This window comes from Metamycoplasma spumans (assembly GCF_041026625.1).
Lineage (GTDB): Bacteria > Bacillota_I > Bacilli_A > Mycoplasmatales > Metamycoplasmataceae > Metamycoplasma > Metamycoplasma spumans.
This window is the reverse complement of sequence record NZ_CP163393.1, coordinates 17,385-39,765: the sequence shown is the minus strand read 5'-3', so window position 1 is coordinate 39,765 and position 22,381 is coordinate 17,385. Positions and strand designations below refer to the sequence as shown.

Genomic DNA, 22,381 nt, shown 5'->3' with positions numbered 1-22,381 from the left:
AAGGAAACTATGGAATCTAAATTACCCGGTGGTTTAAAACACTATTTAAATTGAGTTAGATCTCAATCAAATATTTCATACCGTAAATGAAATTCCAAGAGAATCGCTTTTGTCGGCGTGCTAATTGCAATTTCAGTTGTGTTTTTCTTAATTAGTGTGAGAATTTTGCCAATCACAGCATTGCCTAGCTTTAAATTTAGCTTTATCGGTCTTCCAATTAAAATTACCGGTTTTATTTTCGGCCCAATTGTGGGAATGATTACCGGTATTTTAGCCGATTTAATTTCATTTGCTTTAGTTCCTACTTATTATAATTTCCTTTACACGTTAGCGGTTGCTACTGCAGGATTTATCCCTGGGTTAGCAGCATATTATTTTTTCAACATCAATGAGTTGTTTTTCTCTAGAAATTATCGTATTTTTAAATTTAAAGAAATCGTTAAATATTTTAAGGTTCAATTTGATGAAGCATTAGCACGTGGTAATAGTGAAGACTTACAATATTTTTCTGAAAAAATTGCATACTATGAAGTTAAAACCGTATTGCTTGAAGTTAAGAAAAAACCAACCGCAATGATTAACTTCTCATTCATTTCAACACTAATAATTTTAAGTTTACAAGTGCTAATCATCCTAGCCGTTTTTTCAAAACTAGATAACTCTGTTTTCGAACATAACAGATTTATTAAAAGCAAATCATTTTATATGATTCTAACAAGTTTAGGATTTGTCGCAATGTTCATATTTGTTGTGATTTATCGTTTATTTTTAAAAAAGAGATATCAAACATTTATTGAAATTATGGCAATAATTTCGTTTTCAGCTGTTTTAGAATTCATTAATGTTATTTTACTTTCTTGAGCAGATACATCAACATTAAAAACCGATTTCTGAGTTAATATAACCGCCCAAACTCTAACAAGCCCAGTAAAAATATTTTTCAACCTAGCTATTATATTGGCAACATATAAAATAGTTGCTCCTCTTGTTAAATCAAAAGAAGGAGATAGGTTTTAAAAATGAAAAAATCGATACTAACAGCTTTTAGAGTAATGAATTTAAAAACTATAAAAGAAGAAAGTGATAAATATAAAACGTTTATAAATAACTTAAGTTTTGAAATTTTCTCTAATACCGTTTTAGGAATTGTTGGAAAAGATGAAAAAACCAAAAACCTTATTTTTAAATATTTAACAGGAAGCAATATTAAACCAAGTGAATATCAAGGCTTTATTGAATTTCAAAATAATAATAGCGAATATGAGTCAATATATTCAAATTTAGATTTTCAAAAAAATATTGGATTTGGCTTTAATAAAAATATTATTAACGCCGAAAACAGCGAAGAAAGTGTTTACCATTATCTAAAAAATTACATTAATACAAGCGGTATATTAAATGGTCAAGCCGACGCATTTATTAAAAATTGAAGCGATATATTTCTAGAATATAAAATTTATTTAAAAAATCAATATGTAAAAATCAATTCTTCTCTACAAAAAGCCAATGAGGAAAATTTAATTCGGTTAAATCATTTAACTAAATTATTGTTAAGCGAAACTAAGTCTTATGATATTACGGATAACTTAATAAAAGTTAACAAAATAATTGTTGATATCAATAAATTAGAACAACAAATTATTAGCGCATATCAATTGCACGAAAGTAAATTATTTATATTGATCACACAAATAATTAAAAAATATTCAGAAGGAACTTCTTTTTTAAACTTTCGTGAATATTTAGATGCTAAAAAAAGCTATGAAGAGCAACTAAAATTATTTAATAAGAAGAATAAAATTCCAAATAATTTCTTGCTACATATTAAAAAAATTAGAAAAATTTTTAGCTTAAAATTTAAAAAATCAAACGAAATAAAAAACCATATTATTAAATTAAAATATGATTTAAAAAGGGAAATTTCTTTTAACAAAAAAGAATTAAAAAATTCAACAAAATCTGCTTCATTCATTCACCATTATAAAAATCTTTATTTTAATAAGTTGTTTTTAAAATTTATTAGTGAAAAATATGAAGAAATGAAAAAAATGACGCATGCCGAAATTAGTAAATTAATTTACGACATGTATGAACTTAAAGTTAATATAAGTTATGAAACAAACCTTATTTCGCCAAAATCATCGCATAATAAAATTATGAAAATGATCCGTGAAGTTGTTACTAAAAACTTTAAAATGGAAATCTCAAATATAAATGAAAGATTTTTAATAGCTAAAAATAATTCAGATAAGCAAATTGATGAACTTACTAATGAACAAATATCATTAGATATTGAAAAAACAAGTCAGATAGAATCTATTAGTCAATTTGAAAAATTAAAATTAGCAGAATCCAATTATAAAGATGCTAAAAATGAATATTTCTGAAACTTAAACACTGAGGGGAAAACTCTTCAAAGTGAAACTAAATTATTAAGCAAAGAAATTGAAAGTTTGATTTTAAAAAATAAAAATAACATTAAAAATATTTTATTAAATATTAAACTTTCTAATTCAATTGTTAATAAGACATTGAAAAAAATCAAGAAAAATAGCAATAAATTCAACATTGCTAACATTCAAGACTTGTCTAATGAAATTGAAAAAATAAAAAATACAGCTAACGTAATTTTTACTTTAGAAAAACAATACAAAGATTATTATAAAGTCGTCGGAAACTACAAACCTTCAAATTATGAATATGTTAAATTAGTCGTTGAAAAAGGAACGATTTATAATATTTTATTAGAAGCAAATATACCACTTAAAAAACTAATAACTGAATGAAAATTTATTGATTTAGATACAAAAATAAAGATAGAAATTAAAAAAATCTTAAATAATAATCCAAATTTAATTATTATTGGCTCAGAAATTGAAAAGCTAAATAAAGATTTACAATTTAATATCCTAAATCAACTAAATACTTATGTTTTTCAAAATCATAAAATTGCCATTTACTTTTTAGACGATATATCGCTAGCCGAAAAAATTACTTCGCAACTCTATATTATTAACAGTTCAAAAGTTATTGAACAAGGTTCGACTAAACAAATAACAGAAAACCCAATTAACCCCCTTGTTAAAAGGATGTTAGGTTATAGCGATTCAAAAACAAATGAGCAATATCACGAATATATGTCATATCTTGACAATTTTGAAAATATTTTTAAATACGAAATAGATACTAATCACTTCGTGTGATGTACGTGAGTTGAAATAAATAAATGAGCAAACGAAAGTAACATAATAAATAAAAAACTAAAAAATATATTCTTTTTCGATCATCAAAGAACAATAAAAAATGAAGATGAAATAATTGATAAAGAAGAATTTGAAGAAACTACAATTGTTGATATTTATCAAGAAAAAAATAACCAAGGAGAAGTAATGGAAAAAGCATTTAATCATAAAATAGTTGAAGAAAATAGAAATCAAAAATGAATTGACATGAAAGCATTTTCTACGCACGATAAAAGCAAGCGTCCTTTTACAATTATTTTACCACCGCCTAATGTTACTGGTAAATTACATATCGGACACGCTTTAGATACATATATTCAAGATACAGTAATTAGGTATAAAAAAATTAATGGTTTTGATGTTATGTGAGTTCCTGGAAAAGACCATGCTGGGATTGCTACTCAAGCAGTTGTTGAAAAGAAATTGGCATTAGAAGGCAAGAATAAATATGAATTAGGACGTGAAGCATTTATTGAAGAAATTTGAAAATGAAAAGAAGAATATTCACAAAACATTACTAAGCAATGAGGAAAATTAGGTCTTGCTTTAGATTATCCTTCTGAAAGATTCACACTAGATAAAGAAGCTAATGAAGCTGTATTAAAAGTATTTATTGACTTATACAATAATGGATTAATTTACCGTGACTCAAAACCAATTAATTGAGACACAAAATTACAAACTGCATTATCAAATATCGAAGTTGTCAATAAAGAAACAAAACAAAAAATGTACTACATTAAATATCCTATAAAAAATAGTAATGAATATCTAATTGTAGCAACAACAAGAATAGAAACATTGCCATCAGATGTTGCTTTAGCAATTAACCCAGAAGACGAACGTGCAAAAACACTATTAAATAAAACAATTATTCATCCATTAACAGAAAAAGAAATTCCTATTATAACTTCAGAGCACATCGATTTAAACTTTGGAACTGGTGTTATGAAAGTATCAGCTCACGCTGTTGATGATATTGAAATAATTAAAAAATATAACTTAGAGGTAATTGAAAGTATTGATAAAACCGGAAAAATGAACGAAAATGCTGGTCAGTTTAAAGGTTTAGATCGCTTTGAGGCTAGAAAAGAAATTGCAAATCACTTAAATAGAATGGGTTTAATAGCAAAAGTAGAAGATGTAGTATCGAATGTTGGATATAGCGAAAGAAGTCATGAAGCTATTGAAATCCTTGTTCAACCACAATGATTTGTGAAAATGAATTCATTAGCTTCTGATTTATTAAAACATTTAAAATCTGATGAAGGAGTTAAATTTATTCCTGAAAGATTTGAAGAAGTTTTAATTAAGTGAATGGAAAATGCTTATGACTGAACAATCAGCCGTCAAATTTGATGAGGTCACAGAATTCCCGCATGATATAAAGATGATCAAATATTAGTTCAAATTGATAGCCCGGGTGAAGGTTGAATACAAGACCCCGACGTTTTAGATACATGATTTAGCTCTGCGTTAAGTCCATTTGTATTTTTAGGATGACCACAAGATAAAACTAAAATTAAACGTTACTTCCCAACTGATTTATTAGTAACTGGTTATGACATAATTTTCTTCTGAGTCGCTAGAATGTATTTCCAAAGCTTATACTTTATGGAAGATAAACCATTTAAAGAAGTTCTGATTCATGGTTTAGTTAGAGATTCACAAGGTAGAAAAATGTCAAAATCGTTAGGAAATGGAATTGATCCAATTCAGGTAATCGATGAATACGGTTCAGATATATTAAGAATGTCACTAATATTTAATTCAACTCCAGGACAAGACATAAATTTCGGAGATGAAAAAATCCAAGCAGCAAGACTATTTTTAAACAAATTCTGAAACATTGCTAGATTCATTAAATCAATTAATATCAGTAATTTAGAGGCTATAAACTTTGAAAATTTAGATGAATATGATAAATGAATATTAGCAAGATTTAATAACTTTAAATCACAATTACAAAATGCAATGGATAAATATGAATTTACCATTGTTTACAAAGCAATACAAGACTTTATTATTAACGACTATTCATCATGATATTTAGAATTTATAAAATTCAAAAATAATAATTACTTTGTTCATTACTTATTCAGAGAAATTCTAATTACATTGCATCCTTATATGCCGTTTACAACAGATTATATTTTCGAAAACATCTATGCTGAAGAGCTATTATTAAACGAAATGCAAGATTATAAATTGGAAGACCAAGGTTTAGAAGTTAATGATCAAATTGAGTTAATCACAACGTTAAGAAAATACCGTGAAGATAAAAAGATTTCAAAATCAAATGTTTTATATTTCTTTGATGAAAATAAAAAACCTTCAGAAACCGAATTAACAATTGTTTTTAAATTAGCTAATTTTGAATGAAAAGAAAATCATGACTTATCAATTAAATTAAAGAATAAAGAAATCTATATTGAACTAAGCGAAGATAACAAATCTGCCGAAATTGAAGAGTTGAAAAAATTAATTGAAAAGACTAAACAAGAAATTGAATTTAATGAAAAATTCATCAATAATCCAAACTTTATGGCCAAGGCAAACAAACAAACAATTCAAGAAAAATATGATAAGTTAGAATTACATAGAAATAATTTAGAATTTTATTTAGAAGAACTTTCTAAAAAAGAAAAATAATAATTAATTAACAAAAATGTGCATTGCATTTTTGTTTTTTTATTAAATATAGTTGGTAAAATTTACTAATGAAAAGGCGGAAAAATGATTAAATTATCTTTATTTTTAGCATTTTTAATACCAGTTTTAATAATTATTCTGATTTTAACAATTATTTCTTCAATAACATTGTATAGATATAAGAAAATAAAAAGTAAATTGGCTAATAATAAATCAGAAAATGACTTAGAAAAAACTAATTAAGATATTAATTTAGACAAATAAGAAAAGCAATTTTCTTATTTTTTTATTAATTTATTAATAAATAACTATGTTTTAGAGTTAAATATTTTATAATTTTTTTAATATGAGTACAAATAATTATGAAGCAAAAGATTTAAAAGTATTAAAAGGGTTAGATGCAGTTAGAAAAAGACCAGGAATGTATATTGGTTCAACAGATTCGCACGGACTACATCATTTAATTTGAGAAATTCTAGATAACTCAATTGATGAGGCGCTAGCAGGATATGCCAATAAAATTAAAGTAATATTAAAAAAAGATGGATCTGTTTCAATAGAAGATAATGGTCGAGGCATACCCGTAACAAAACACAGCGAAGGTAAAAGCGGAGTAGAATTAGTGTTTACCGAATTACATGCTGGTGGTAAATTTGGAGATGGAGCTTATAAAACAAGTGGAGGTCTTCACGGTGTTGGTGCATCAGTAGTTAATGCATTAAGTGATAAAGTTGAAGTTACTGTTTATCGTGACAAAAAAGAATATCAAACAATTTTTGAACAAGATAATATTATAAAAAATACAACATTTATATCATCTACAACTAAGCAAGGAACAAAAGTCCAATTCTGACCAGATTATTCTATATTTAAAAAAGCAAAATTTTCAAGCGATATTGTTAAAGAAAAATTAAGAGAAGCAAGTTTTTTAATACCAAATTTAAAAATACAATTCATTAATGAAAATGATGATGAAAACGTTATTTTTGAAACAACAGAAGGTATTAAAGAATATATAAAATTTGTTTGTGAAGGTAAAACTTTTATAAACAGTGAAATATTTTATGCTGGCGGTTTAGGTCAACACGATATCGAAATTGAGATTGCTTTAGTTTACACTGATAACTACATGGAGAATATTTATAGCTTTGTTAATAATGTTAAAACCAGAGACGGCGGGACACATGAAACAGCATTTAAAACTGCCTTAACAAAAACTATAAATGAGTATGTAGCAAAACAAAATTTATTTAAAAATAAAGTTACATTTGAAGGTAATGATGTTAGAGAAGGGTTGGTTGCTGTAGTTTCATTAAAAGTTCCTGAAAAAATTCTTGAATTTGTTGGGCAAACTAAAGACAAATTAGGAACGCCTGAAGCAAGAGAAACTGTTGAAGCATTTTTCAGCGAAAAATTTACTTTCTTTTTAAATGAAAATCGTGCGGAAGCCGATAAAATTATTTCAAAAATTAAAAAGGCATATGATGCAAAAATTGCTGCTCGTAATGCTAAAAATGAAATTAGAAAAGCTAAAAATAAATTCGATAGCAAAAAGATTTTATCTGGAAAATTAACACCTGCGCAATCTAAAATAAGCTCACAAAAAGAACTTTTTTTAGTCGAAGGAGATTCTGCTGGTGGTTCTGCTAAATTAGGTAGAAACCGTGTTACACAAGCAATTTTACCTTTACGTGGAAAAGTTTTAAATACAGATCAATCAAAATTAAGTGATGTCTTAGCTAATGAAGAGATTGCAACAATAATTAATACAATTGGAGCTGGTATTGGTGAAGATTTTAATATTAAAAATTCTCAATATGGAAAAATTATTATAATGACCGATGCTGACACTGATGGAGCGCATATTCAAGTATTACTACTGACCTTTTTCTGAAGATATATGAAAAAACTTATTGAAGCAGGCATGGTTTATGTTGCATTGCCACCACTTTATAAAGTTTCTATAAAAGGAGCTTCCTCAAAACAACTCTATGCATGAGATGAAGATGAATTAAAAGAAATCACATCGAAATATTCAAATTATGAAATTCAGCGTTATAAAGGTTTGGGTGAAATGAATGCCGATCAATTATGAGAAACTACAATGGATCCAAAAACTAGATCATTAATTAAGGTAACAATTGATGATCCTGCTCTAGTAGAAAGAAATGTCACAACATTAATGGGTCAAGATTCTAATAGCAGAAAAGCTTGAATTAATACACATGTTAATTTTTCAGTAGAAGATGACTTTGAAATAAAGAAATAGGTTAATATGAGAAAAAACAGAAAAGAAGAAATTGATGAAATAACAGAAAATATTATAGAAAAAAACATGGTCGATTTAATGAGCGACCGTTTTGGTAGATTTTCAAAGTATGTTATTCAACAAAGAGCTATACCAGATTCAAGAGACGGTCTAAAGCCAGTTCAAAGACGTATTCTTTATTCAATGTGAAATTTAAAGCTTAAGAATAAAGAACCATTTAAAAAATCAGCCCGTATTGTAGGTGACGTTATTGGTAGATACCACCCACACGGTGATAGCTCAATTTATGAAGCTTTAGTTAGAATGAGTCAAGAGTGGAAATCTAACTTTCCATTAATTGAAATGCACGGTAATAAAGGTTCGATTGACGACGACCCAGCAGCTGCTATGCGTTATACTGAATCAAGACTTGAAAAAATAGCAGAACTAATGTTAAAAGACTTAGATAGAAAAGTAGTAACATTAGCTCCTAACTTTGACGACTCAGAATATGAACCAACTGTATTACCTAGTTTATTTCCTAATCTATTAGTAAATGGATCTAAGGGTATTGCATCTGGATTTGCAACAGAGATTCCGCCACATAATTTAGGTGAGGTCATTGACGCAACTATTGCAATGATTAAAAAGCCAAACATCAGTATCGACTCATTAATGCAATATGTTCAGGGTCCAGATTTTCCAACAGGTGGAGTTGTTAATGGTGTTAGTGGCATTGTCGACGCCATGAAAACTGGACAAGGAAAAATATACATATCTTCAAAATACAAATTTATATATGATGAAAAAAATTCTGAAAAAATAATCGGTATTGAAATATATGAAATACCTTTTGGTGTCGTTAAATCTAAATTAGTAGCGTCAATAGATACTATAGCAATTGATAAAGTCATCAGTGGTATTAAAGATGTTAGAGACCAATCTGATCGAAATGGTTTATCGATTTATTTAGAATTAGAAGACTTTGCCAACGCAGAAGCAATTATTGCCTATTTAATGAATAAAACTGATTTAAGAATCACTTATAACTATAATATGGTTGCAATCGACAAAAATGCACCTACTGTTTTAAATTTACAAACTGCTCTTTTATCTTATCTTAGTCATTTAAGAGAAGTTAACACAAATGGCATTAAATATGATCTGCAAAAATATAAACTAAGATTGGAAATTGTTGAAGGTTTTATTAGAGTTGCAGAAATTTCTGATGAAGTTATTAAAGTTATTAAAAATAGCGATAATTCTAAAAAAGGGGTTATTTTAGCTTTAATTCAAATATTTAAATTTACTGAAATTCAAGCAACAGCTATTGCTGAACTTAGATTATATAAATTATCAAGAATGGACCAAGTTGAATTCCAGAATGAAAAGCTAGAATTAGAAAAAAACATTGCTTTTTGTAGCTTATTATTGAGTGATAGTTATGAATTTGATAAATATTTAATTAAACAATTAAATACAATCAAAAGTGAATATTCAGTGCCTAGAAAGACTCTAATCAGCGAGCAAAAAGCAAATACAGATATTGATCAAAAATTATTAACCAAAAATGAAGATTTTTATTTCTTTATTTCTAAAGAAGGCTATATTAAGAAAATTAGTGCGAAAGTTTATTCATCTAACGAATTAGCATCATATAAAGTTAAAGAAGGGGATAGTTTACTTTACTATGACAAAATTAATTCACTTTCAAAACTAATAATGTTCACTAACGTTGGAAACTATTTCGTAATTGATGCCCATACATTAAAAGATTCACAATGAAAAGATTTAGGAAATCACATTTCTTCTATCGCCTCATTAGAAGCTAATGAAAAAATAATTAGAGTAATGGAAATAACATCATTTAATTCATACATTGAAATAATATTAATTTCAAAATATGGATTTGCTAAAAAAGTAAAATTAGAAGAATTTAATTCAAAATTAAGCAATAAAACGAGAAGCTGTATGAGCTTCAAAAACTCAGATGACGAGTTGGTTGATGCAAGAATAAGCAATGGAGAAAAAGATATTTTAATCATTTTAACAAATGGATCTTATCATTTAATAAATGAAAATGTTTTTACAACTTCACTTGCTTTAAAGGCTCAAGGAATAAAATTATTGCCTAAACTTTTAATAAAAGACAATGTATTTGTTAGTGCATTTACAACTGTAAATAAAAACAATTCAATCATTTTATTATGCCAAGACGGGCTTGCCAAAATATGAAATGTAAAAGATATTGAAGAAGTAGGCAGATTCAATCGTGGGTCAAAACTATACAATGCCTTAAAAAATCAAGATTGCGCACCTTTATCATTAGAGGTTATCACCAAAACCCTTGAATTTATATATACCAATAAAGACAACGCTCTTGTTAAGTTTGATTATTTAAGTCTTTTAAAAGATCGTTCTAAAGAAGATAAACTAATAAAACTTGAGTATGATTATTTAAATGCTGGCCATTTAATTCAAGCGATAAAGATAAATGAATTAATCGATCCAGATGATGAAGAAAAACAAAAAATCAGAACTAATTATTTAAAAAATCAAAATAATAATGACTTATCATTAACTATTGAAACTGCTTTAATTAAAAGAAATTATGACGTTGATCATAGCAAAAAAATTGAATTAGAAGAAATTCAAGAAGATGAAGATTTTGAACAATTAGCGCTTTTTGATTTAGATGATGACAAAGGTGACGATACAAATAAAAAAGAAGATAAAATTACTGAAAAATTGTCTCTAGACGAAAAATTAGCACGCATTGAAAAGATTGATGTTGATGGATTAATGAAAAAAGTTGAACAATTTAAGAAAAAATAGATATAATTTTATCATCAATTGATATCTATAAAATTTTGCAAAAGGAGTACACATGAGAAAAGATGTTAGATTAGCTAATAAAGTTAAAGCTGAAAAAAGAGCTCACAAATTAGCTTTAGAAAGAGCAAGAGACGCTAGAAGAGCTGCTAGAAAAGCTGCTGCAAACGTTGAAAACAATTAATTTTGTTATCTTATATTATTATTAAAATAATTTAGAAGGCATAAGCCTTCTTTTTTTATAATTAAAGCCATTAATATTATAAAATAATGATATAAATTACTAAAGGGGATGCGAATGAAAAAATCAGCAAAAGTATTATTATCAAGTTTAGCAGTTTTTACAACAACTTTACCTCTAATTGCTATATCATGTAATTCTAAAGAGGATACAAAAGTATCAAATGAAGTGAAAATTAAAAGGGTTGAAAAAGACTTAGAAGCAAAAGATCCCGAATTTGCTTCATGAGCAATTAAAGGAGATAACCTTTTTAAAATAGAAGAGTCGGATTTAGCTAAATTAAAAAATGAATTGAATAATTCTGATTTATATTATTCATATACAAAAACAAAAATTGGTTTAATTCAAAAGGGTAAAAAACCTAACAAAAAGGCTTGAGAGTCAATGCAATATTTAATTTTACCAAAGAGAGATATTCCAAAAAATTACCAAGTGGTAATTGATAGTGGTGAAGCTTATGTTAAAGAAAATAACAAGGTTAAATTAAACAGTAAAATTAATTTCAAGATAAACGGCAGCATGCTGATTCTAAATTACAGAATGGCTAAATTTAATGGCTCAAATGATCCGTATATTAGCGAAAATGTGTATGAAAGTCGAATCGATTTAAAATCGGCTCCCGCAAGTTCAAAATCAACAGAGACAGAAAAAGAACAAACAAATCCAATTAATGAAAATAAAAAGTTGCATTTATCACTTGCAACATTAGATGAAAATCATGAGCTAAAATATGAAAGTAGTGATTTTTACCAACCATTAGACGGTTTAAGTGGTGAAGAATTAAGAAATCAATTATTTAAATTGCAAAAAAGTCATAGAAATAAAACAGGTAGTTATAACGATTTATTCTCAACATATAGAGATGCCTTTGTTGATAATTATTATGAAAAAGATGGCTCAGTATTAGATATTTATGAAGAAATGCCAAATTCAATAGATACTTATGTACAATGACATGGCAAATTTAGAGATGAAGGAAAAAAAGAAGGAGCCGGAATGAATCGTGAGCATTTAGTTGCTCAAAGTTGATTTGCAAAAGCAGCTCCAATGAGAAATGATGCTCATCATGTTTGACCAACAGATAAAGAAGTAAATGCAAGACACGGCAATTATCCATTTGGAACTGTTATAGAAGCAAGTTTTACTTCGGTAAATGGAACAAAAGTCGGAAAATCTGCTGAAGATGGTGGTTTGGTTGCTGAAGTTATAGACGAATTTAAAGGAGATGTTGCAAGGGCCTTTTTATACTTTACATTAACATATAAAGATCAAAACTTATACAATAATAATTCAGCTACGAGATTTTATGAAAATAAAAAAGGTGAAGCAACAATCAGAACACCATTTAAAAACACGATGTTGCTATGAGCTAAAAAAGATAATATTTCTCAGTTTGACTTAGATAGAAATAATGGCATATTTAAACATCAAAGAAATAGAAATCCTTTTATTGATTATCCCGAATTAATTGATGTTGTATTTAAAAACGACAATAACTTTGTATTCAAAAATAAAGGAATCGCAACAAAACTTGTTGCTAAGGAAAAATAATTTTAAAACACGTTGTAACAAACGTGTTTTAATTTTCAGACAAAGGTTTTAACTTACTTTTAATTAAAGAATGAGTGTTTAGTCACAAATTAAAATCTTTAAACATAAAAGTTTATAATTTTAGCTAGGAGTAAATATGAAAAAATATATAAACTACAAACAAAATGAGTCTGAATATGAGCAAATGGCTCAACATATTGCCAACCTTTGTGCAATACCTTCTATAAGTGATGAAACAGAATCGAGTGTTTTCCCTTTTGGAAAAGCTACAAACAACGCTCTTGATTATGCCTTAAATTTAGCTAAGTCTTTTGGATTTAACATCTATAAAGATGAAAAAAATCGTTACGGGTATGCCGAAATTGGAAAGGGTAATAAAATAATCGGTATTTTAGCACACCTAGATGTTGTTCCTGCTGGCGATGAAAGTCAATGAAATACCAGTGCATTTGAACCAATAATAACAAATGAAGCCATCATAGCAAGAGGTTCATTAGATGATAAAGGTCCAAGTGTTATTAATTTATATGCAATGAAATATATTAATGACAATAATTTATTAGAAGATGAATGAAAAATAAGAATTGTATTTGGAATTTCAGAAGAAACCAATATGAAATCAATGAAATATTACATAGCTGATCACGGAGCTCCTTATATTTCATATACACCTGATGGCGAATGACCATTAATATATGCTGAAAAAATGGTTTACCACGTTAATTTAGAATTTCCAAAAGTAAAAGACATATATTTAGAAGCGGGCGAAGTTGTAAATCAAATTCCAGATAATTTATATTTAAAATATCAAGGAAACGATGAAATAATTAAAGGCATTGGCGGGCATGGTTCAACTCCTGAAAAAGGACAAAATGCCATTATAAAAGCAATTAAATTACTACCTGAAAAACATCTCGAATTAAAAAGTGAACCTTTATTTAAATTTATTTTAGACAATCTGTCAAACGAAAATTATGAACTTAAAAATATTTTTAAAAACTATGAAGATTTTTCTGGAAAGCTATCAGCAAACCTAGGAATTATTAAAACAAATGAGCAATCGCATGTACTGTCATTCGATTTTAGAGTTCCTGTTTCACATAGCGTTGATGAAGTTACAAACGATTTAAATACTTATTTAGAAAAAGAATTTAATGGTCTCGTTAAGTTAAATATCATCGGCACAAAGCAACCTAAATACATACCTAAGGACTCAAAATTAGTTTCAATTTTAATGGAAACATTCAACGAAGGAATGCATACAAACGAAGTTCCTTTAGCAATTGGTGGTGGTACCTATGCAAGGTTAATCGAAAATTGTGTTGCTTTCGGTTCAACAAAATATATGCACTTAATGCATGGGCCAAACGAAAATTTTACTCATAAAGAAATAAAAGAATCACTTGAGATTTATATTAATGCCTTAAATAGGTTGCAAGATTATGATAAATAAGCAAAAATTTGCTTATTTTTTATTTAATATATTATCATTTTAAATAATTATGGCAAAGATAAGATTAGAAAAATATATCGCCGATGTTACAAGCCTAACAAGAAAAGAAATTAAAAAAATTATGGATGAAGGTTATGTCACTGTTAATGGTGAAATTATAAGAAGATCAACATCAGTTAATATTGATGATGAAATTTGTTTGTATGATGAAATTTTAAAATATGAAAAATATAAATACTATATGCTAAATAAACCGGCAGGTTATATAACTGCAAATCATGACTATCACGAGGCGACAATATTTGATTTATTACCCGAATTAAGATCTGAAAAATTATTTGCTTACGGTAGACTTGATAAGGATACTGAGGGAATTATTTTAATAAGTAACGATGGCGTTTTAGGACATAAATTATTGAATCCAAAATACCATGTTAAAAAAACTTATTTTGTAAAAGTAGATAAACCTTTCAATGACAATATCAAAAACCATTTTCCCAAACCGATAAAAATTGGTGAAGGCGAGATTGTTAATGATTACAAATTTGATTTTATATCTGAAGATCAATGTCTTTTAGAAATTAGCGAAGGTAAGTTCCATCAAGTAAAGAGAATGTTAGAATTTTTTGAATACGATGTGACCTATTTAAAAAGAATTAAATTTGGACCACTTAAATTGGATAATGATTTAGATTTAGGCGATATTCGACCCTTAACCGAAGAAGAAATAAAATTATTAAAAGAGAACATTGACGGATAAATTCCGTCATTTTTACTATAAAAATTGAATTTATCGTTAAATATCATGCCTTTATAAATAACAAAGTTATTTATTGTATATAATAAGCATATGCTTTATATTTTTTATAATTCTCTAGCAAAAAGTGGTTCAAACAAAAAACGGATCGAAAAAATCATTCAACAAGCTAAAAGTGTATTCAACCAAGCACAATATCAAGCAATTAATGTAATTGAAGTTAAAAAGCCTGATGAATTAATTAATAAGATGTCTGAACAAGATGTTGTTTTATTACTCGGTGGAGATGGAACATTGACGCACATCACTAATGCAATATATGGTTATGAAATTAAACCTAAAATATATGCTTATCGAGCCGGGACAGGGAACGATTTTTTAAGAGATATTAAAAAAATAAAAACAACAGAAATCTTGGATAAAAGATTTTATTACATTAAACCTTATATAAATAATTTACCAATAATAGAATTTAATAATAATAATAAGCGAACCTTTTTAAATGGTGTGGGTTTTGGAATAGAAGCCAACATCGCAAGAATTGTTAACGATGAAAAGAAACTAAAGGGGAGATCTTCGTTTTTAAGAGTCACTTTATCAACAATACAAAATTTTAAAACGTATAACAATGTAAAAATTGAAGTTGATGGGGTTTTTCATAATTTTAATAATGTCTGAGTGATTTCGGTTATGAATGGCAAATATTTTGGCGGTGGAATGCAAGTTGCACCGAACGCAAATAGAAGAGGCGATTATGTAAGCCTTATTATAGTTCATAATATTTCGAGATCTTATTTGCCTCTTTTATTTTTATCTATTTACACAGGAACACATATACAATATAAAAAATATGTTAAAGAATTATTTGGAAAGAATATTAAAATATATCACGAAGGTATTAACTTATCACAAATTGATGGAGAATCTTTTGATATAACATCTCCAATAATAATTAAAAAAATAAGCAACTAGTGCTTATTTTTTGTTTGTCTTACTTAACTTAGCTTCCTTAGGAGGTAAAATAAGTTTAAAGTCTGTAATTTCTCTAGTTTTCTTTTTCTTTTCTAAAAATAATACAATCATTTTTTGAGTGAAATAAATTGGAACTAAAACAAATGGTATGCCGATTCCATATCCTATTAATTCAGGAGATTCTGCTAATGCTTCATATCCATTGAATACTAATGCGATTTGTTTTACAAATGCTACTAATATTAAAAACGCTAATGAAAAAATAACAGATGCATATACTTTTCAATAGAATAATGGATTTGACATAATTATTGGTTTTTTAGACATTAAGTTAATAGAGTTGAAAGTTGCTGTAATACCTAATATCAAGAACGCCATTGTTGAAGCTGCTCTTAGAACATCATCTGCTGTAGCATTTGGTTGATTAAATGCGTACAATGCCCCTAAATAATAACCAATTATCGATAAAATACCAACTAATATACCTTGTCATAAAGTATTTCAGCCCATACCATTTGAAAATATTGATTCATATTTAGAAATAGGACGTCTATTCATGTAATTTTCTTTAGAATCTTGCAAGCCTAATGCAATTGCTGGAAAACCATGTGTAAATAAGTTTATTCACAATAATTGCGTTGCAGATAAAATATATAACTCTGAATTAGCCATAATAGCTTTTCATTGACCGCTTGAAAAAATTGCTTTGAAAATGAATAGACCTAAGAATACTAAAATTATTTCTGCAATAGATGTAATTAATAAGTTTTGAATTACATTTTTTATTTTTTGATATATTGAACGTCCGTTATCTACAGCCTTAACGATAGTTGAAAAATTATCGTCAGCTAAAATCATGTTGGCGGCTTGTTTAGATGCTTCGGTTCCGGTTATTCCCATTGCACAACCGATGTCAGAAGCTTTAAGTGCAGGAGCGTCATTAACACCATCTCCTGTCATTGCCACAACTTGCTTTCTAGCTTGTCATGCCCTGACAATTCTCAATTTATCTTCTGGTTTAACCCTTGCATAAACTGCATAATGTTCAATATTATTTGTTAGCTCTTCATCTGATATTTCATCTAATTCTAATCCTGTAATTGCCCTATCGCCTTCATTTAAAATACCTAATGATAATGCTATAGCTTTTGCTGTATTAATATTATCACCCGTTATCATAACTGGCTTAATACCTGCTTTTTTACACATTTCAATAGCGTCTTTAGCAGTTTCTCTAGGTGGGTCAATCATGGCGACAAGTCCATTAAACTCTAAATTACTTTCAATTAATTTTTGAGATTCTTCTAATGGCATATCTTCTAATTTCTTTAGTTCAGAATCAGATATTTCTTTTGATGCTATTGCCAAAACACGGTAAGCCATCGATGCTCATTTATCATTTACTAAATTAGCTTCTTTCAATTTGTCTTCAGAAAGATTAATGCAACGATTAATTAAAACATCAGGAGCGCCTTTTACAATAACAACATTCTTGTTATTTATTCTATTAATTGTTGACATTAATTTGCGATCAGAATCGAATGGTATAACCATTAATCTTGGATTATTATCTAAAATATTTGATTTTGTTTTATAAGCTGAATATTGTTCTAATGAATATAAAAACGATATTTCAGTTGGGTCGCCCGCCAAATTATATTTATCATCTTCTTTTATTAGATTTGCCTCTGAACATAATGAACCATATTCAATTAATTTTAAATATTTATTTTCATCATATCCAGTATCTTGCATTTCAGATGAATCAGAAAACATATTAACGATAGTCATTTTATTTTGTGTTAATGTTCCAGTTTTATCAGAACAAATAACCGCACAACTTCCTAAAGATTCAACTGCCATTAAATCTTTAACGATAGCACGTTTTTTAGCCATTCTTTGAACTCCAATAGCTAAAATGATTGATGAAAAGGCAATCAATCCTTCAGGAATTGCTGCGACAGCTAAAGAAATCGCATTAACTACTGTTGTGCTTCAAAATACTGTAGAGGCAAATGATCCTTTTGAAATAGCCTGGAAAATTATTTGTACTAAAAAACTTGTAATAAATAGTGCAAGTCCTCCATAACCAAATATTTTTCCCAGTTTATTTATTTTAATTTGTAATGGACTTAAATTTTCTTCTTGTTTATTAACTAGTGCAGATATTTTACCAAGTTCTGTATCTTGTCCAATAGCTGATACTATAAAATATCCAGTACCAGTCGCTATTATCGAAGAAGAGTATAACATAAATTTACGATCTGCAATAGGTAAAGTTAAGTCCCTTGATACTGTGTAATCTTTTTGTGTTGGTTCACTTTCACCCGTTAAAGAGCTTTCAATAGACGAAAGATTAGAACTAAATAACAAATAACCATCAGCAGGTACTACGTCACCAGCTTCAACTAAAACAACGTCACCTATTGTTATATCAGATGCGTTTATTGTTATTAAATTATTGTCCCTTATTACTTTAGCTTGTAATGGACTAAGTTTTTTCAATGCATTAATAGCTTGTTCACTTTTGATTTCTTGAACCGCTCCGACAAGAGAGTTAGTTAAAACAACAAATAAAATTATGCTAGGTTCAATAAATTCAATCAATAGTTTGTAATTATCATGTTTAAAATCTCAATGAGTTTGCACACCGCTTACGATGGCTAAAATATAAGATAATAAAGATGCAAATAATAAGATAATTACTAATAAATCTTTAAACTGACTTAAATAAACTAAAAATGGATTTGTCTTTTTAGCTGACTGTAATTCATTCAAACCAAATTTTTCAGATCTTGATTTTGCTTCTTGAGAACTTAATCCTGATTTTAAATTTGTTTGTAGCAAATCATCAGTAATTATTGGCCGATTATTTACTATTACATTTTTTTTCATTTTTTTCTCCTTTCCTAACATATTTAAATATTTTAAACTAAATCATTAAAATAAATTAAAAACCAGTAGTAAAACTACTGGCATATAAATTAGTATATTAACAATTTATAATTAACGAGCTTGTGCATATGTAGCTAAAACTAAGTCGTTTAATTCAGCTTTTTCTCTTAATTCAGCTAGTCTGCATGGGCATCAGTCTGGTCTTTCGCATAGACAAATGTTTCCTGATAGGATTCTGTCGTATTTCTTCTTGTTATTAACAGCAATAGCTTTTTCGATTGGTGTTGATAAGAACATAACAATCAAGTAGAAAATAAATAGTATTGATGTTGATACATAACCGATTAATGCATCTTTAACTGAGTCATCACCTTGTGCATATCTAACTGCGGCAATTCCAGTTGAGATGAATGGGTCGATTACTAAGAAGAACATTGTTACTAAGATAATAATAACTGATGTGTAACCTGCTCAGATTGTGTGTTTGTTTTCTTGTACGGCAACGAAATGTTTCTTTCTGTTTTGGATAGCACCGATAATAGCAGCACAAATGTAAGCGAATGCGAATACTGCTAATCAGTTAGCCATTAAGTCTGAGAAGCTTAATAATTCACCGATTTTGTAACCGTAACCGTCTCCGTATCCGGTTGCATCGATGTATGCGTATGCACCGATAGCGGTAAATAAAATCATGAATGGTAGTGAAAGAATTAAACAGAATAAAGCACCAACGATTGGTAATTTAGCGTGTTTTAAGTATCTGTATGCTTTAACAGGTACAAAAATTTCACCTTCTTTAATTAAGTCTTCAACAAATCTTGTTGCTCAGATTGAGAAACCATTTAAAATTCCAAGAACACCAATTGAAATCATAATGTTAATTACACCGAATACTCATCCGGCTTTAACATTAGCTAATTGGTCAGCAAAACCGTAGAAACCACCTGTTTTACCACCTAATGTCATTGTTGTAGCAATGATTACGTATAAAACGGTCATGCTTAATAAACCAATAACTAAAGCAGCTGGGGTTTTTTCTGGGTTTTTCATTTCACTTTGCATACCTGCAGTTACGTAGAAACCGTCAAATGCAAAGAAGATACCACCTAAAGCGGCGAACACACCTAGGAATGGTGATAGTCCTAAGAATTGTGTTTTAGTTTTATCGAACAAGCTTGAAGCTGTAACTGGTGTTCATAGAGATGAAGCACCTTCTGCTTTTGCATTAATTACTGTAAATACAATACCAATAACGATGATTGCAACGATTGGAATGAATTTTACAGATGTAATAATTCAGTTTTGAATGTTTCCAGCACGTCCACTAATACCTGCTGAGAAAAGCATTCATACAGTAAGAGCTAAACCAATTGCGAAATAAATTCATGGTGCAGCTGTAGTTCCACCAAAGTTTGTACTTCCACCAAAACCACTAATACCATCTTGGAATTGAAGTATAACGTAGTAAGGCATAAAGAAGTATGTTAAAGGTAGATATAGGTAAGTCATGAAGAATTTGTTACCTTTGTATAAGTACAATGTACTAAAGGTTTTTGTTCAACCGATCATACCTAAGTTATCATTACGTCCTGAAGCAACTTCAACTAATGCTAGAGCCATAGTAATAACTGTGAAACCAGCGATTAATCAAACAATGATTGCTCATACGATATTGTTTGCTGAACTTTCTAAAACTGATTTAGATCTTAAAAAGATACCAACACCAATTGTAGAACCTAAAACAACCAATATTGCAGAGAAAAAGCCAATCTTTTTCTTTGGACTAGAAGTAACAACTAATTGTTCTTCGGCCATATGATTTCCTTTCTAATATGTTTATATAAATAAAATTCGAACTTTAGATACACCAACAAATTTAAAAAAAATATGTCCCTCTAAGATGTATCCGATAAAATTATATAATATATGTAATAAATAAATATTTATTATCACTTTTTTTCTTTGAAATTAGCATTATGAAGGAGGAAATTATGAAAAAAATTATGTTTGTAATAGATATGTTAAATGGTTTTACTAAGTTTGGACCATTATCAAGCGATAAAATCAAAGATATTATTCCCAACATTGAAAAACATTTAGCCAAAAATCAGGATATAGACAATATTTTTATTTGCGATGCCCATTCAGAAGAAGATGTTGAAATGAAATCTTATCCTGTTCATTGCTTAAAAAATAGTGAAGAAGCAGAAGTTGTTGATGAACTAAAACCTTTTATTAAGAAGAAAATTGAAAAACAATCAACTAATGGATTTTTAGTTGTTCCTAAAGAAATATGAAATAGTTACGACGAATTTGAAGTTGTTGGTTGTTGTAGTGACATTTGTGTCTTACAATTTGCACTTAGTTTAAAAACATATTTAAATCAAAATAAGCTTGACAAAAATGTAATTGTTTATAAAGACATGATTGCTACTTTCGATTTGGAAAATCATAACTATATAGAGTTCAACAATATAGGAATAAAGCTAATGAAAAATAGTGGTATATTAGTTAAGTAACTCAATATTGTAAAAAATATATTTAAAAACAAGATGAAGCTTCATCTTGTGTTTTTTTATCTATCTAGGTTTAATATTAAAAGTTTCTTCAAAAATGTATTTTCTACTGTTATGAATAATTGATTTAACTTCAATTTTATAATTTCTGTTGTATTTAAATAGCTTGCTTATTATTTCTATATCTATATTACAATAAGAATTTTTTAAGGAACTTGAGCTATTTGTTAAATTTCACATTCCTTCAATAAGTTTCTTTTCTAATAGACTATTATCTTCGTTATCATATATCATAATCTCAAAAAAGATTGATTTATGAATATCAATATCCGACCCAAATATTGGACTCCCCAAACACACTAATTCAACAGAGGAATTTTCTCTATTATATTCAAACTTATTTCCGCTTGGAAGTTTAATAAATTTGAATGTCGGTTCATTGTCTTCAAGATTGTATGAATCGTTATTATAAAATGGATCATCTATCTCTATTTCACCATTATAATAATCTTCAAAATCATCTTCGTCTTCTAAAATATCTTCAAGTATTTTCTTAATTTTTCCATTGTTATTTTTTACTACATTAGCAGATTGATTAACTTTAACCGTTTCAATTACTTGGGCTTTTTCAAGCTCAGCTTTAATTTGATCTTCATTTATTATTTCAGTTTTTATGTTCGTTTTTCTTGATTCTAATTTTTCTAATGTCTCGGCAGTTTTTATTGAATAAAATGAGTATGCATTAATAATGAATAGTCTAACTATAACCATTAACAATATAAATAAAATAAGCGCAATTAGATAAATAATAATAGTAAATGACGAAAGCTTATTTTTTGAAATTGAGTTAACAACTATAAATGAAAACGTTCCAATTATTGAAAACGCTACGAATAAACCAAAAATAACATTAACTATCAAGTTGAATCTTTTATTCTTTGCTTTTGCCTCTTCTAATTTCATTTTCCCTTCTTTATATAATAAAAAGTATAGCACTCTTTAAATGTATTTATTGATTAGTT

Annotated in this window: 14 protein-coding genes; 11 read left to right on the top strand and 3 right to left on the bottom strand. The window is 27.9% G+C overall.

Annotated features, from left to right (window positions below):
* The first annotated feature begins 9 nt into the window (after window positions 1–9).
* The 10 genes from AB5V95_RS00150 (at window position 10) to AB5V95_RS00105 (ending at window position 15,948) form a co-directional block, all read left to right on the top strand.
* Window positions 10–1,017, top strand: a complete 1,008-nt coding sequence (locus tag AB5V95_RS00150) for a hypothetical protein (protein WP_027122559.1) — start codon at window positions 10–12, stop codon at window positions 1,015–1,017.
* Between the two features lie 2 nt (window positions 1,018–1,019).
* A complete protein-coding gene (locus AB5V95_RS00145) occupies window positions 1,020–5,894 on the top strand; it encodes a valine--tRNA ligase (protein WP_369085914.1) in 4,875 nt (1,624 codons plus the stop codon).
* Between the two features lie 84 nt (window positions 5,895–5,978).
* Window positions 5,979–6,137 (top strand): hypothetical protein, encoded by a 159-nt coding sequence (locus tag AB5V95_RS00140; RefSeq protein ID WP_369085913.1) that lies wholly within the window; start codon window positions 5,979–5,981, stop codon window positions 6,135–6,137.
* A gap of 103 nt (window positions 6,138–6,240) precedes the next feature.
* The gene (locus tag AB5V95_RS00135) at window positions 6,241–8,163 is read left to right on the top strand and encodes a type IIA DNA topoisomerase subunit B (RefSeq protein ID WP_369085912.1); all 1,923 of its coding nucleotides are present in this window, start codon (window positions 6,241–6,243) and stop codon (window positions 8,161–8,163) included.
* Window positions 8,164–8,169: 6 nt separating this feature from the next.
* Window positions 8,170–10,977, top strand: coding sequence for a DNA topoisomerase (ATP-hydrolyzing) (locus AB5V95_RS00130; RefSeq protein WP_369085911.1), 2,808 nt, complete (start codon window positions 8,170–8,172; stop codon window positions 10,975–10,977).
* A 52-nt stretch (window positions 10,978–11,029) separates the two neighbouring features.
* Window positions 11,030–11,158 (top strand): hypothetical protein, encoded by a 129-nt coding sequence (locus AB5V95_RS00125; RefSeq protein WP_369085910.1) that lies wholly within the window; start codon window positions 11,030–11,032, stop codon window positions 11,156–11,158.
* Between the two features lie 114 nt (window positions 11,159–11,272).
* A complete protein-coding gene (locus AB5V95_RS00120; RefSeq protein ID WP_369085909.1) occupies window positions 11,273–12,766 on the top strand; it encodes an endonuclease in 1,494 nt (497 codons plus the stop codon).
* A 136-nt stretch (window positions 12,767–12,902) separates the two neighbouring features.
* The gene (locus AB5V95_RS00115; protein WP_369085908.1) at window positions 12,903–14,219 is read left to right on the top strand and encodes a M20/M25/M40 family metallo-hydrolase; all 1,317 of its coding nucleotides are present in this window, start codon (window positions 12,903–12,905) and stop codon (window positions 14,217–14,219) included.
* A 49-nt stretch (window positions 14,220–14,268) separates the two neighbouring features.
* Window positions 14,269–14,979, top strand: coding sequence for a pseudouridine synthase (locus tag AB5V95_RS00110; protein ID WP_369085907.1), 711 nt, complete (start codon window positions 14,269–14,271; stop codon window positions 14,977–14,979).
* A 90-nt stretch (window positions 14,980–15,069) separates the two neighbouring features.
* On the top strand, window positions 15,070–15,948 hold the full coding sequence (locus tag AB5V95_RS00105; RefSeq protein WP_369085906.1) for a diacylglycerol kinase family protein: 879 nt from the start codon (window positions 15,070–15,072) through the stop codon (window positions 15,946–15,948).
* Window positions 15,949–15,951: 3 nt separating this feature from the next.
* Here AB5V95_RS00105 and AB5V95_RS00100 read toward each other — a convergent pair whose 3' ends face one another.
* Together AB5V95_RS00100 and AB5V95_RS00095 are read right to left on the bottom strand one after the other, a co-directional pair.
* Window positions 15,952–18,843 carry a cation-translocating P-type ATPase gene (locus tag AB5V95_RS00100; RefSeq protein WP_369085905.1) on the bottom strand — a complete coding sequence of 964 codons (2,892 nt, stop codon included), beginning with the start codon at window positions 18,841–18,843 and terminating at the stop codon, window positions 15,952–15,954.
* A 111-nt stretch (window positions 18,844–18,954) separates the two neighbouring features.
* Window positions 18,955–20,658: an APC family permease gene (locus AB5V95_RS00095; RefSeq protein ID WP_369085904.1), complete on the bottom strand. Its 1,704-nt coding sequence runs from the start codon at window positions 20,656–20,658 to the stop codon at window positions 18,955–18,957.
* 176 nt (window positions 20,659–20,834) lie between these two features.
* Between AB5V95_RS00095 and AB5V95_RS00090 the strand changes: the two genes are divergently transcribed.
* Window positions 20,835–21,362 carry an isochorismatase family cysteine hydrolase gene (locus AB5V95_RS00090; protein ID WP_369085903.1) on the top strand — a complete coding sequence of 176 codons (528 nt, stop codon included), beginning with the start codon at window positions 20,835–20,837 and terminating at the stop codon, window positions 21,360–21,362.
* A gap of 60 nt (window positions 21,363–21,422) precedes the next feature.
* Here AB5V95_RS00090 and AB5V95_RS00085 read toward each other — a convergent pair whose 3' ends face one another.
* Window positions 21,423–22,322, bottom strand: coding sequence for a hypothetical protein (locus AB5V95_RS00085; protein WP_369085902.1), 900 nt, complete (start codon window positions 22,320–22,322; stop codon window positions 21,423–21,425).
* Between the last annotated feature and the right edge of the window lie 59 nt (window positions 22,323–22,381).